This is a genomic window from Roseobacter sp. N2S, from assembly GCF_031454055.1.
Lineage (GTDB): Bacteria > Pseudomonadota > Alphaproteobacteria > Rhodobacterales > Rhodobacteraceae > Amylibacter.
In genome coordinates this window covers 245,061-257,528 of the sequence record NZ_JAVDQB010000002.1, presented here as the reverse complement: position 1 = coordinate 257,528, position 12,468 = coordinate 245,061, and the positions used below count along the sequence as shown (strand labels likewise).

General features: G+C 54.0%; 13 protein-coding genes and 1 tRNA gene. 8 read left to right on the top strand and 6 right to left on the bottom strand.

The annotated features are described in order from the left end of the window. Positions 1 to 500: 500 nt before the first annotated feature. Positions 501 to 575, bottom strand: a tRNA-Gln gene (locus GGE09_RS07225). A 99-nt stretch (positions 576 to 674) separates the two neighbouring features. On the opposite strand from GGE09_RS07225, the gene GGE09_RS07220 reads away from it, so the two are divergent. Beyond that, the gene (locus GGE09_RS07220; RefSeq protein WP_309745797.1) at positions 675 to 1,862 is read left to right on the top strand and encodes an NAD(P)/FAD-dependent oxidoreductase; all 1,188 of its coding nucleotides are present in this window, start codon (positions 675 to 677) and stop codon (positions 1,860 to 1,862) included. Here GGE09_RS07220 and GGE09_RS07215 read toward each other — a convergent pair whose 3' ends face one another. From GGE09_RS07215 to GGE09_RS07195, 5 genes are all read right to left on the bottom strand, one after another. Then, the gene (locus GGE09_RS07215) at positions 1,863 to 3,176 is read right to left on the bottom strand and encodes a mechanosensitive ion channel family protein (RefSeq protein WP_309745369.1); all 1,314 of its coding nucleotides are present in this window, start codon (positions 3,174 to 3,176) and stop codon (positions 1,863 to 1,865) included. Between the two features lie 131 nt (positions 3,177 to 3,307). Next, on the bottom strand, positions 3,308 to 4,804 hold the full coding sequence (locus GGE09_RS07210) for a phosphomannomutase/phosphoglucomutase (RefSeq protein WP_309745367.1): 1,497 nt from the start codon (positions 4,802 to 4,804) through the stop codon (positions 3,308 to 3,310). A 24-nt stretch (positions 4,805 to 4,828) separates the two neighbouring features. Beyond that, the gene (kdsA, locus tag GGE09_RS07205) at positions 4,829 to 5,662 is read right to left on the bottom strand and encodes a 3-deoxy-8-phosphooctulonate synthase (protein ID WP_309745365.1); all 834 of its coding nucleotides are present in this window, start codon (positions 5,660 to 5,662) and stop codon (positions 4,829 to 4,831) included. Further along, a complete protein-coding gene (locus GGE09_RS07200) occupies positions 5,662 to 7,209 on the bottom strand; it encodes a capsule biosynthesis protein (RefSeq protein ID WP_309745363.1) in 1,548 nt (515 codons plus the stop codon). Before GGE09_RS07200 ends, kdsA begins: the two co-directional genes overlap by 1 nt. 88 nt (positions 7,210 to 7,297) lie before the next feature. Continuing rightward, positions 7,298 to 7,951 carry an ATP-binding cassette domain-containing protein gene (locus tag GGE09_RS07195; RefSeq protein ID WP_309745361.1) on the bottom strand — a complete coding sequence of 218 codons (654 nt, stop codon included), beginning with the start codon at positions 7,949 to 7,951 and terminating at the stop codon, positions 7,298 to 7,300. 328 nt (positions 7,952 to 8,279) lie between these two features. On the opposite strand from GGE09_RS07195, the gene GGE09_RS07190 reads away from it, so the two are divergent. Genes GGE09_RS07190 through GGE09_RS07160 form a run of 7 tightly spaced genes read left to right on the top strand, consistent with a single transcriptional unit; the run spans position 8,280 to position 12,465 of the window. Beyond that, positions 8,280 to 8,759: a Na+/H+ antiporter subunit E gene (locus GGE09_RS07190; protein WP_309745359.1), complete on the top strand. Its 480-nt coding sequence runs from the start codon at positions 8,280 to 8,282 to the stop codon at positions 8,757 to 8,759. Beyond that, positions 8,756 to 9,043, top strand: coding sequence for a monovalent cation/H+ antiporter complex subunit F (locus GGE09_RS07185; RefSeq protein ID WP_309745357.1), 288 nt, complete (start codon positions 8,756 to 8,758; stop codon positions 9,041 to 9,043). The genes GGE09_RS07190 and GGE09_RS07185 overlap by 4 nt, the downstream gene beginning before the upstream one ends. A gap of 17 nt (positions 9,044 to 9,060) precedes the next feature. Beyond that, positions 9,061 to 9,420 carry a monovalent cation/H(+) antiporter subunit G gene (gene mnhG / locus GGE09_RS07180; protein ID WP_309745355.1) on the top strand — a complete coding sequence of 120 codons (360 nt, stop codon included), beginning with the start codon at positions 9,061 to 9,063 and terminating at the stop codon, positions 9,418 to 9,420. Next, entirely contained in the window at positions 9,420 to 10,013 is a 594-nt protein-coding gene (locus GGE09_RS07175) for a DUF4040 domain-containing protein (RefSeq protein ID WP_309745354.1), read from the top strand. Before mnhG ends, GGE09_RS07175 begins: the two co-directional genes overlap by 1 nt. Beyond that, complete coding sequence (locus GGE09_RS07170; protein ID WP_309745352.1) at positions 10,010 to 10,453, top strand: Na(+)/H(+) antiporter subunit B; 444 nt, start codon at positions 10,010 to 10,012, stop codon at positions 10,451 to 10,453. Before GGE09_RS07175 ends, GGE09_RS07170 begins: the two co-directional genes overlap by 4 nt. Positions 10,454 to 10,459: 6 nt before the next feature. Further along, positions 10,460 to 10,897: a cation:proton antiporter subunit C gene (locus GGE09_RS07165; protein ID WP_309745350.1), complete on the top strand. Its 438-nt coding sequence runs from the start codon at positions 10,460 to 10,462 to the stop codon at positions 10,895 to 10,897. Beyond that, positions 10,897 to 12,465 carry a monovalent cation/H+ antiporter subunit D family protein gene (locus GGE09_RS07160; RefSeq protein ID WP_309745348.1) on the top strand — a complete coding sequence of 523 codons (1,569 nt, stop codon included), beginning with the start codon at positions 10,897 to 10,899 and terminating at the stop codon, positions 12,463 to 12,465. Before GGE09_RS07165 ends, GGE09_RS07160 begins: the two co-directional genes overlap by 1 nt. The last annotated feature ends 3 nt before the right edge of the window (positions 12,466 to 12,468 follow it).

Genomic DNA, 12,468 nt, shown 5'->3' with positions numbered 1-12,468 from the left:
ACGATCATTGCACGTATTTTACACGAACGACAGCTAGCCTTCACCTCAGGGTGATCTGACCAGCGATGAACATCTATAGGTCGTGAATACTGAGGGTTTTCTATTTCAGCCATGTTCGGGGAACCGTCCTTTGGAATGCCCAAGGAACAGAAACGATAATAACAGAGAAGACAACCTCTTATCAGGTACTTAGCTTAGGATAGTCCTCCTATAGTCTCCTCTTAGGGTCCCCTCTGTCTTTCTTCTTCTTTCTTATTCATTACTTATACCTATTAGATAGTAGTATCTCTTATAGTAATCTTTCCTATTAGGGGATGATGACCAGCACAGGTCTTCTCTCAGCGGTAGGATACCTCGCCTTGGTCCCCAGCAGCCCACCAGAGCCAAATAATCACCATGTTTAGGGATACATAGGGGGAAACCTATGTAGGGGCATTATTGGGGGCATTTTGTGCCTAAAGCAGCCCAGAGGCGCTAAGGAACTAATAAGACAGTGATGTTGGCTGGGTCGGTAGGATTCGAACCTACGATCTGCGCTACCAAAAAGCGTTGCCCTACCACTAGGCCACGACCCAACTGAGGGTGTATTTAGCGTTAGTGGTTTCAGGCTGCAAGCCCAAAATCGAGAAAAAATCATGTCTTGTTTTGAACCTTTTCGCTGGCTAAGTCAGGGCATGGAAAAATACGACGTTTGTATTATTGGCGCAGGGGCTGCGGGGTTGATCTGTGCGATTGAGTCGGGCAGGCGGGGCAGATCCGTTGTTTTATTGGACCATAGTGCCACTCCGGCCGAGAAAATTCGCATCTCGGGCGGGGGGCGGTGTAATTTTACCAATCTGGATATTCGTCCGGAACGGTTTTTGTCGCAGAACCCCCATTTCGCGAAATCCGCGTTAAGTCGATATTCGCAATTTGATTTCATCGACAAAGTGAAACGTCATAGAATCAGCTACCACGAAAAAACGCTGGGGCAGCTGTTTTGCGATACTTCTGCAAAGGAAATCATCCAGATGCTACTGGATGAGCTGCGCGATGCGGGTGGGGTGCTGCGGCTGAATACCTCGGTGGAATCTGTGGTTCAATCCGGGGTCGTCGGGCAGGGATTTACGCTGCAAACAACAGGCGGAATGATCCGCGCAGAGTCCGTTGTGGTGGCAACGGGCGGGAAATCCATTCCCAAGATGGGCGCTACGGGTTGGGGCTATCAACTGGCTGCGCAATTCGGGCTGCCTATAGTGGAAACACGGCCCAGCTTGGTGCCTTTGACCTTTGCCGAGCAGGAATTGCAACGCACAAAACCGCTGGCAGGGGTTTCTGTGACCGCGCGCGTCAGCACGCCACAGATTGGCTTTGATGAGGGAATGTTGTTCACCCATCGCGGTTTGTCGGGGCCGTCGATCTTGCAAATTTCATCCTACTGGCGCGAAGGCCAAGAGATTTTTGTGGATCTGGCAGCAGGGTTGAATACATTTGATGCGCTACGCAGGGCGCGTTCGGAAAAGGGGCGGGTATCGCTTGGAAAAGCCCTGTCCGCCTTGGTTCCGTCCCGTTTGGCGGAACAGATTCTTAACGATTTTGGGGCAAAAGGGAATTTGGCAGACCAAAATGATGCGGCGCTGCAAAAACTACACGACCGGGTGCACGCTTGGGCGGTGAAACCTGTCGGCTCCGAAGGGTATCGCACCGCCGAGGTGACGTTGGGTGGTGTGGATACGGCGGCACTGGATGCAAAGACTATGCAGGCGCGCAAAGTGCCCAATTTGTTCTTCATTGGTGAGGTCGTGGACGTCACGGGCTGGCTTGGCGGGTATAATTTTCAATGGGCTTGGTCGTCCGGATGGGCAGCGGGGCAGGTGGCGTGATCACTCCTCGGGGGCTTTACGGGTCAACAGATCGCTGTCTTGCTGGGCATCCCGTTCCTCGTTGACGATGTCATCCAGCGCAGCATCCGCGCGCACATCTTCCAGTGCAACGGTTTCACTTTTCTTTTGCGGCGGGGATTGTTTGTGTTTTTGCGCGGGTGCGGCGCTGTCGGTCAGCAACCGATAACTGGGTTCGGGCATTTCTACGCCTGCGGTTTCCAGTGCGGTTTTGATCACCTGAATCGCCTCGCCTTTGGCCAGCACAAGCGAGCTTTCGCGCTGATCAACCCAGCCTGCACACCGCAGTGTAATCGTGCTGTCCCCAAGACCGTGAACCCAAACATTGGCAGCTGGCGTGTCTATCACAAATGGGAGGTTATTAAGTGCGCTCAAGGCCACCTCGCGGGCTGAGGTGAGATCAGTATCGCTGGCCACTCCAAAGTCGATCACAAAGCGCCGTTCTGCATTGCGCGAATAATTTAGAATGCGGCTTTTGAACACGGTCGAATTGGGAATCCGTATGTGATTGCCATCAAAGGACAAAAGGATCGTGGCGCGGCTGGTCAGGCGGATCACCATGCCTTCATCCCCGTTGATTTCGATGCTGTCATTGGGGCGAAACGGTTGGCGGATTGACAACATAATCGATGCGATAAAGTTTTCGACAGTATCGCGCACAGCAAAGCCGATGGCCAAACCGATGATCCCTGCAGCCCCAAGAATGGTGGAAAGCAGGGCCGTGGCGTTCAATATATCCAAGGCGACCACCACGCCTGCAATGATAAAGATCAGCCGCAGAATCTGGCGATAGATGTCGGCGATGAACATATTTGGGGCCAGTCGATCCCAAGGCTGTTTCATCCGCGCCAACAGAATTCCAAGGGCTGAAACCAGTAAAAACGCGGCAATCGCTACCAATAGAAGGGGTAGATAGGCGATGGTGCGCGCCATTCTATCGGCAAACCGGTCTAGCAAAGGATCGAGCCGTTCAATCAGGTCAGTGCTTTCGGTAACACGGTTTTCCACGGCTACAACGCCCTCAACGCGGCTGACCAGATCGCCCACTTTGATGACAGATGCACCGTCTAGCGTGGTTCCGCGCAACAAAACGATGCCGTTGCTGACTGTAACGCTGACTTTGGAATAGTCTTTCAACTCTTCCAGTATATCGCGGATGCGCACAGCGATGGCGGCATCGGTCTCTGCGCTATCTTCAACGGCGATTTTGCCTGTGGGTTGCTCGGTCTCGTTGGTTTGGGCGGAAATCGGGGCTGCTAAGGCAAACAGCAGCGGCAGGATCAGGAAAAGGCGCATAAGATGTCTCTTGGATAAAATGACTTGGTTTGAAAAGACCGCATAACCCCATATCATGTCAAACGTTTCGCATGAAAAAGGGCTGCCAATAATGTTGGCAACCCTGAATTCAGTTTGAAAGACCCACAGACCTAAATGGTTTGATCATAGTCGCCCACGGCAGGTTCTGTGCGGATGATCGTATCCAGATCAGCAAAGATCGCGCGCATTTCAGCGTCGCTTTCTGGGCTTTCACAGACAACAACCAGATTTGGTGTGTTGGAAGAGGCCCGAACCAACCCCCAAGCGCCATTTTCCAACATCACGCGCGCACCGTTTACAGTGACAATGCTTTCGATCTTACGCCCGCCAAGGCTGCCACCCTCATCACCCAAAGCCACAAGTTTATCAACCAGTCGCGCAAGTACATCGTATTTTTCCGTGTCAGAACAATAAGGTGACATGGTTGGTGTGGCATAAGTCACAGGTAATGCGCGGCGCAGATCGGCCATGGACATGTCAGGGTTACGGTCCAGCAGCTTACACATTTCAACGGCAACCCGCATGCCGCAATCATAGCCGCGGCCAACCGGTTCCGCCAAAAAGTAGTGGCCGGATTTTTCGAAACCCGCCAAAGCGCCCAGTTCCTTAACCCGCCGTTTCATGTGGCTGTGGCCGGTTTTCCAATAATCCGCCTTGGCACCCAGCTTTTTCAGTTCGGGGTCGCTGGCGAAAAGACCGGTGGATTTCACATCAGCCACAAAGGTGGAATTTGGGTAAAGTTTGGACAGATCACGCGCCATGATGACGCCGACTTTATCGGCAAAGATTTCCTCGCCTTCATTATCGACCACACCGCAGCGATCACCGTCGCCGTCAAAGCCAAGGGCCAGATCCGCGCCGCTGTCGCGCACCGAATCCGCCATATCGTGCAGCATCTCCATCGCTTCGGGGTTGGGGTTATAATGGGGGAAGGTGTAGTCAAGCGTGTTGTGTGAAGGAACCACCTCAACCCCGATACGTTCCAGAATCATCGGGGCAAAGGCGCTGGCAGTGCCGTTGCCTGTGGCGCAGACAATCCGCAGTTTACGGGTCATCTTAAAGTCGCCGCACAGATCGTCGATGTAAGCCTCGCGCACACCGTCGACAAATTCATACGCGCCGCCCTCGCGGGCAACCTGTTCGCCGTTCAAAACGATCTCGCGCAGACGGCCCATTTCCTCGGGGCCATGGGTGAGCGGGCGTTCAAATCCCATTTTCACACCTGTCCAGCCGTTTGGATTGTGGCTGGCCGTCACCATTGCCACGGCGGGGGCATCCAGATGAAATTGGCTGAAATAGGCCATGGGCGAAACGGCAGGGCCAATATCGCGCACACGGATACCCGCGCGCATCAGGCCGATAATCAAGGCGTTTTTGATCGTCAGGGAATAATCGCGATAGTCGTTGCCCACGGCGATAACGGGTTCGATGCCCGCTTCATACATCTGGGTGCCAAGGCCCATGCCAAGCGCGGTAACGCCCGGCAGGTTGATGTCGTCAGGATATTTCCAGCGCGCGTCATATTCACGGAACCCCGTGGGGGTGATCATCGCATCGCGCAGGAATTCCCACGTGTTCTGGGCCACAGTTGCCGCAGGTTTCGTCATGGAAAATACTCCAATATTATAGTGTTACAGTCTGAATGGGTCTGATTTTGCAAGCCGGTCGAATGCCATAAGGCTTTCTAGGACTCTGCGCATCTGGTCAAGCGGGATCATGTTCGGCCCATCTGAAGGCGCGTGATCCGGCTCTTCGTGGGTTTCGATAAAGACGCCGGCAATGCCTGTGCTGACAGCGCAGCGGGCCATCAGGGGGGCGAACTCCCGTTGTCCGCCGCTGGAACCGCCTTTGCCGCCTGGTTGTTGCACGGAATGGGTGGCGTCCATGATCACCGGATGCCCGGTTGCGGCCATCTGGGGCAGGGCGCGCATATCAGCGACCAATGTGTTATACCCAAACGATGTGCCCCGTTCGCAGGCCATCACACGTGTATTTCCGGTGCTTGCAACTTTTTCCAGAACATTCGGCATTTCCCAAGGGCTCAGGAACTGGCCCTTTTTCACGTTGATCGCAGCACCTGTTTCCCCGGCCGCCAGCAACAGATCGGTCTGGCGGCACAAGAACGCGGGGATTTGCAAAACGTCCACAACCTCGGCCACTTGGGCGCATTGGTCAGGCAGATGCACGTCTGTAATCACAGGGCAGCCGATTTTGGATTTTACATCGGCCATCACCTGCAAGCCTGCGGCAATGCCCAAACCCCGTTTGCCACTAAGGGAAGTGCGGTTTGCTTTGTCAAAAGATCCTTTGAAGATGAATCCAGCACCAACTGCCGCACAGACTGCCGCCATTTCTGTGGCAATCATCAAGGCATGGTCGCTGCTTTCCAACTGACAGGGGCCAGCGATCACCACAAGGGGTTGGTCATTCCCAACGGTGACGTTTCCGATGTCAAAACTTTGCATTATGTCGTTACCTGTTCCTTCAGGATGCTGACCGTCAGGGACAGCATCAGATAAATCCCGGCGAAAACGATGATCGCCAAGAGGGTGTTTTCAAACGCGCGAGGGTAGGTTGCCTTATCTGGTGTCACAGGGGACACACCCCGTGAAATATAGCGGGTTTGGCGACTGGCCTCGATCCGCGCGCTTTCCAGATTTTGCAAGGCTGCGGCCACCAATTGCTGGCGCACCAGCAGCTTGCTTTGGGCTTTGTTCAGATCCGCGTTGATATCCACAAGGGAATCGTTGGAGCCAGAGCCTTGGGAAACATCGCTGCGTTTCTCGTCTACTTTACCTTGCAGAAGTTGGATTTCTTCTTCGAGAACACGCACTTTGGTCACGTTTGGACGTGTGTTCGCCCTAAGCCGCGCCAGTTCCAGCTGTTTTGATGTGATCTGGCTTTCCAATTCGCCGATTTGGCCCATGATCAACGCGTTTTCACCTGCTGTGTCCAGCGTGGCTGTCTGGCGTTGCAAGCGGGCAACCTCGTCATAAGCGGCCTCCATCTTAGCCTCAGCCTCTTCATAGATTTCGCGCGCACCCGTCATCTGGTCGCCGCGCAGGCGGGCGGTCAGTTGGTCTACTTGTTCTTCGGCGTAGCTGATCAAGGCCTGTGAAATCGCTTTAGACGCATCGGGTGAGGGGGCCACGACCTCCATTTTGATGACGCCCTCGGTGGGATCAAAGCCGATAATCACCCGTTTTTTGTAGATTTTATAGGCATCTTCGTTGGTTGCGTTTTCGTCAAGACGTTGCAGAACATCGACGCTTTTGTCTTGGAACAACTGGCGGAAACCAGGCTGTTCATCTAGTCGCAACATGGCATCGCGCGACGTCAGGTAGCCCTGAACCGTGATACTGTCTGTGACAGTTTCCAAGGGCGAGCCTGAAAACAAACCTGCCGCGCCTGTCACACCGGGGGCGTCCGCGCTTTGGATGACGAATTCGGTGTAGGTGGCATACATTGGTGTCGCCACTTTATAGAAATAATACCCTGCGATGATGCTGGGCAGCATTACATAACAGGCAAGTTTGAGGATCAGAATGCCCAGCCGTTTGCGGCGGCGTTTCACAAGATCGCGCTGAATTTTGCGCACTTCACGTTCGCGGCTGTCGTCGTCGATCACTTGGGGTTTGTGATCGGACACCGCAGTTTTGCGTACGGTTGCGGGCAGGGCCACGCCAGTTCCGGGCTCGCTGTCTGCATCCACGGGGGTCAGAACGTTTCCGATGTCTTGTTTACCAAAGGGATCAATGCCTTGGCGGCGCAACAGGCGGACCGCATCCAGATCGGATGTGGGGGAAAGGTTGCTGCGTTGGGCCAATCGGCGTGCGATGCGCAATTGACGCCCTGTCAGGTTTTCTTTCTTGATCTGTTCGATTTCTTCGCGGGCGGTGAGCTGATTGGTCACGGTTCCGCCATTCGATGCACTAGGTGAAGCAGCGTCTGGTTCGTGATCTTGCACTTGCTGTGTGTGACGGCGCACCTCGGCCTGTCTTTGATGAGACATTTGCGGCTGTTGCGGGGTGGTTTCCGGCTCTGGCGCAGAAGGCGGGGCTGGTTGTGCGCTGCTTCGCAAAATTCGAAAGTTTTTTGGACTACTGGGCATAATTGTAAACCTGTTTTGCCTCTTCCAAGGTGTCATACATTGTCAGCCGGCCATTACGCAGCACCGCTGCACTTTGGCAGAATTTTTCAAGGATGCCGACTTGATGCGACACGATGACAACTGTGGCGCTTTGCAATCTTTGGCGCAGCACCGATCCCGCCTTACGATTGAATTCAGCATCCGTAGAGGAGGGCATTCCTTCGTCAATCAGGTAGATATCAAACTCCAGTGCCAGCAACAACGCCATCATGAACCGTGCGCGCATCCCTTTGGAATAAGTGGCAATCGGCATTTCGAAATATTCGTCCAAGCCACAGATATAGCGGCAAAAACTTTCGATGTAATCGGGGTCTAGCCCGTAAAGTCGTGCGATATAACGGGAATTTTCAACCGCATTCAGTTTGGGCAAAACACCGCCCATATAACCCAGCGGAAAAGAAATCCGCGAAGAACGGACGATTTCGCCTTCATCCGGTTTTTCCAAGCCCGACATCATGTTGATCAACGTGGTTTTACCGGTGCCGTTGGGTGCAAGTATGCCCACCGACCCACCAAGGTTGATGCGGAATGACGCCTGATCCAGAATGACCTTGCGTTGTGTGCCCGTCCAAAAGGACTTGCTTACATTTCTAAACTCAATCATCCGGGGATGCCCCTGATTACCTCAATTGAACGACGCTTGGGCGTACTTGTTCGGGCACAAGGTTGCTCGGTGCCACTTGGTGCTCAATATGCCCGCTACTAATACGGGATTGCAATAAAATATGGTTAATTTTGGGGAAGAATAAGGCGCAACGTTGCTGAAAAGGCAAATATACCCCCTATATAAAGGCGATTGGGGGCTTGGTTCAGGGCCTGTGATAGGTGGTGCGGCATTTTTCCATCACGCTTGCGTACCTATTACGGTTTTCCTTGGGCCAAGCGGTTGCTATAACCCATTGGGAAAATACCACTGGGGAGTTGGAACATACATGCGCATACTTTTGTCTGTTCTGACCTTATTTGCACTGTGGTTGCTGATGTCCGGCATCTATAAGCCGATGATCGTCGGCTTTGGTCTGGTTTCTGCACTCATTGCGGTTCTGGTGGTGCGGCGGATGGATCAAGTGGATCAGGATCACTTAAAGATCCCGCTGAACCCGTTGAAATTATTAGGGTATCTGCTTTGGTTGATGTGGGAGATCGTGAAATCCAACATCACGGTAACCAAGATGATTCTGTCCCCGAGGATGGGTGTGCGGCAACATATCTTTCATGTTCCCAACACTCAAAAATCCGAACTGGCCGAGGTGATTTTCGCCAATTCCATCACTTTGACCCCGGGCACAATTACCGTTGAAACGGAAAGTGATGCTTTTTGGGTGCATGCGGTCAGCTATGATGAAAGCGACCACGAGGCCTTGGCGGATATGGATCGGCGCGTCACTGCGCTGGAAACGGGGGCGGCATGATGTTTCTGGTTGCGGCAATAGCATTGTTTGTGTCGATGGTTTTGGTGCTGGTGCGGCTTTACGCAGGCCCTATCGTCTATGACCGCGTTCTGGCGGTGAATTTTTTCGGCACGGCCACAGTTTTGTTCATCGCCGTGCTGGGGTTTTTGACGGAACGGCCTGATTTTCTCGATATTGCTCTGCTCTATGCGTTGATCAACTTTGTGGGCACAATCGCCATCCTAAAGTTTTTCCGCTACCGCGGGCTTGGCGACATTGGGCAAGTCCCAGAGCAGGAGCGCTGAGCATGGGAGCGGTTGATATGATTATAGAGATTCTTTCGTGGGTTAGTATTGTTGTGGGCAGTTTCCTGATGATCGTCAGTGCGATTGGTATCCTGCGGTTTCCTGATTTCTGGTCCCGGCTGCACGCGGCCTCGGTCGGGGATAGCGGGGGGATGCTGTTGTTGATTCTGGGGATGTGCCTGCAATCCGGGCTGACGCTGGTTACTGTGAAGCTGATCATAATCGGGGCTTTTCTGTTTATCACAGGCCCAACCGCCACACATGCGGTGGCCAATGCGGCTTTGGTTACGGGCTGGCGGCCAAAAACCGCGCCTGATCTGGAACCAGAAGACGGTGTGCCTTATGCCAATCTTCCTGAACCAACGGTGCGCGGCTAATGATTGAAACAATTATCAATTTTGCCCTGTTTTCCATGCTGGTGGCCACGGCCCTTGCAATTGTCTGGCAGGACCGCCTGTTCACAATCATCATGCTGTCAGGCGTGTTTTCCCTGCTGACGGCCATGCTGTTTGTTACCCTTGATGCGGTTGACGTGGCCTTTACCGAAGCCGCTGTAGGCGCAGGTATTTCGACTGTGCTGATGCTGGGCACCATCGCGCTGACCTCGCGCGGGACGAAACCTACGTCACGTTCAAATGCGCTGCCTTTGTTGATGGTGGTGATTACGGGGGCGGCGCTGGTTTATGGCACGCTAGATATGCCGAATTTCGGTGATCCGGCGGCCCCTGCAAATGTGCATCTTGCGCCCCATTACCTTACCAAATCCATAGAAGAAATCGACGTTCCCAATGTGGTGACCAGCATTCTGGCCAGCTATCGGGGCTTTGATACCATGGGGGAAACCGCTGTTGTGTTTGCGGCAGGTATTGGCGTTTTGATGATCCTGTCCGGGCTGCATCGCCGCCGCCGCAAGGTTTTAAGCAGAGAAAAAGACACAGAGGAAAAACGCGCAGAGGGAGAAGACGCATGAAGGAGCATCACCTGATCCTGCGTGTCGTGACCAAGCTTTTGGTCGGCACAATCATCCTGTTCGCCTTTTATGTGCAGTTCCACGGGGATTTTTCGCCCGGAGGCGGCTTTCAAGCGGGCGTAATCATGGCTGTGGCCTTTATCCTGTACGGTATCGTTTTCGGTCTGGACGAAGTCCAGCGCGTGTTCCCGCCTTGGGTTGTTCACAAACTGGTCGCCCTAGGGGTGCTGGTCTATGCGGGCACGGGCGTTTGGAACATGATGCTGGGGTATGAATTCCTGCATTACGGCAGCTTTAATCCCGAACATATGTCCCACGGCCAACACAGCGGCATTCTTTATGTCGAAGCTGGTGTCGGCATCACCGTAACCGGCGTTATGGTCGCCATTTATTATGCATTCGCTGGGCGCACACCGCGTCTTGGCGATGATGACTGGTAGCGCGCAATGACACTCGAATTTTTTATTGGCCACATCAATTACTGGCTGTTCATCGTGCTGATGATGACGGGCTTTTACATTGTGGTGTCCTGCGGCAATCTGGTGAAAAAGATCGTTGGCCTGAATATCTTTCAGGTGGCGGTGTTTATGCTTTATATTTCCATCGGCAAGGTCACGGGCGGCACTGCGCCTATTTTTCCGACCGATAGTTTAGGCAAGATCAAAGCTGATCCTGACATCGTCTATTCCAACCCGCTGCCCCATGTTCTGATCCTGACGGCTATTGTGGTTGGCATTGCCACCACGTCCCTGGGGTTGGCCCTGATCGTGCGCATCCGTGAAGAATACGACACCATCGAGGAAGATGATATTCTAGCCATAGACGCCGAAATGGCCCGCAAAGAGAATGCCGAGTACGGCGAAGCTATGGGGGGCCGCGCATAATGGCGACCGCGACCGAGGTGCAACACATCGCACTGACCCTGCGGGATCAACTACCGATCCTGCAAATTATCATTCCGTTTTGTACCGCACCGCTGATCGTTCTGCTGGGCGGGCGTCGGCTGGCATGGCCGCTGGCCTTTGCCGCATCGGTTTTGTCGCTGGTTATTTCCTTTGCCCTGCTGATGCAGGTGATGGATGGCGGCTATATCAGTTATCATCTGGGGGGCTGGGCACCACCTGTGGGGATTGAATACCGTGTTGATGCGGCCAATGCCTTTGTGTTGCTGCTGATTTCGGCCACCGCCACGCTGGTTTTGCCCTTTGCCCTCCGCTCGGTCGCAGCGGAAATTCCGGAACGCAATCACACGCTGTTTTACGCCTGCTTTATACTGTGTGTCACTGGTCTGCTGGGGGTTGTGATCACCGGAGATGCCTTCAACGTGTTTGTGTTTCTAGAAGTGTCTTCGCTGTCCACCTATGTTCTGGTGTCCCAAGGCAGCTACCGCGACAAACGGGCGCTTTCGGCGGCTTATGATTATCTGATCATGGGCACCATCGGGGCCACATTCTTTGTGATCGGCATCGGCCTTTTGTATATGACCACGGGCACGCTGAATATGGCGGATATGGCGGATCGGCTTGTAGGGCAGGGCGGCAATCGCACGGTTCAGGCGGCGTTTGCCTTTATCGTTGTGGGGATGGGTCTGAAAGTGGCGATCTATCCTCTGCATTTGTGGCTGCCTGCGGCCTATAACTATGCGCCTTCGGCTGTGACGGTGTTTCTGGCATCCACATCGACCAAGGCGGCGGTCTATGTGCTGCTGCGGTTTATGTTTTCGGTATTCCAGCCGGAATTCGTTTTTGATTCCAACATTCTGTTGTGGATTTTTGCACCTTTCGCGCTGCTGGCCATGTTCGCGGCCAGCCTGATTGCGGTGTTCCAGACCAACTTCAAACGGATGCTCGCCTATAGTTCCATTGCGCAGATCGGCTATATGCTGCTGGGGATCTCGCTATTTTCCGTAACAGGGCTGACCGCCACAATGGTGCATCTGTTCAACCACGGCATCACCAAAGCGGCGTTGTTCATGGCGGTTGGGGCCTTGGTACTGCGGGCAGGAACCACTTTCTATGACCGGATAGCAGGCATGGGCCGCGTGATGCCCTTCACGGGGGCCGCAGTTGTTGTCGGGGGCCTGTCACTGATTGGTGTGCCGGGCACGGCGGGGTTCATTTCTAAATGGGTGCTGGTTCAGGCCGCATTCGAGGCGGGCCTGTGGTGGGTTGCCTTGCTGATCGTCGCCTCTTCGCTGCTGGCGGTTCTATACGTCTGGCGTGTGGTAGAGGTTCTTTACTTACGCGAACCCCACCCCGAAGCCACCAAACAAGAGGCGCCCATCAGCATGTTGATCCCCATGTGGATCGCAGCGGCGGCCTGTATCTGGTTCGGCTTTGATACCAGCCTGACGCTGGGCGCATCCACAACAGCGGCTGAGGGGCTGATGCACGGCTCTGCGGGAATGGCACTAACGCCCACGGCGGGCACAGTTTTTGGCGCGGGGCATTAGGGT

Bases quoted from the DNA above. Each gene is read 5' to 3' on its own strand.
- GGE09_RS07220 (WP_309745797.1), top strand. From the start codon at position 675: ATGGAAAAATACGACGTTTGTATTATTGGCGCAGGGGCTGCGGGGTTG.
- GGE09_RS07215 (WP_309745369.1), bottom strand. From the start codon at position 3,176: ATGCGCCTTTTCCTGATCCTGCCGCTGCTGTTTGCCTTAGCAGCCCCG.
- GGE09_RS07210 (WP_309745367.1), bottom strand. From the start codon at position 4,804: ATGACGAAACCTGCGGCAACTGTGGCCCAGAACACGTGGGAATTCCTG.
- kdsA (WP_309745365.1), bottom strand. From the start codon at position 5,662: ATGCAAAGTTTTGACATCGGAAACGTCACCGTTGGGAATGACCAACCC.
- GGE09_RS07200 (WP_309745363.1), bottom strand. From the start codon at position 7,209: ATGTCTCATCAAAGACAGGCCGAGGTGCGCCGTCACACACAGCAAGTG.
- GGE09_RS07195 (WP_309745361.1), bottom strand. From the start codon at position 7,951: ATGATTGAGTTTAGAAATGTAAGCAAGTCCTTTTGGACGGGCACACAA.
- GGE09_RS07190 (WP_309745359.1), top strand. From the start codon at position 8,280: ATGCGCATACTTTTGTCTGTTCTGACCTTATTTGCACTGTGGTTGCTG.
- GGE09_RS07185 (WP_309745357.1), top strand. From the start codon at position 8,756: ATGATGTTTCTGGTTGCGGCAATAGCATTGTTTGTGTCGATGGTTTTG.
- mnhG (WP_309745355.1), top strand. From the start codon at position 9,061: ATGATTATAGAGATTCTTTCGTGGGTTAGTATTGTTGTGGGCAGTTTC.
- GGE09_RS07175 (WP_309745354.1), top strand. From the start codon at position 9,420: ATGATTGAAACAATTATCAATTTTGCCCTGTTTTCCATGCTGGTGGCC.
- GGE09_RS07170 (WP_309745352.1), top strand. From the start codon at position 10,010: ATGAAGGAGCATCACCTGATCCTGCGTGTCGTGACCAAGCTTTTGGTC.
- GGE09_RS07165 (WP_309745350.1), top strand. From the start codon at position 10,460: ATGACACTCGAATTTTTTATTGGCCACATCAATTACTGGCTGTTCATC.
- GGE09_RS07160 (WP_309745348.1), top strand. From the start codon at position 10,897: ATGGCGACCGCGACCGAGGTGCAACACATCGCACTGACCCTGCGGGAT.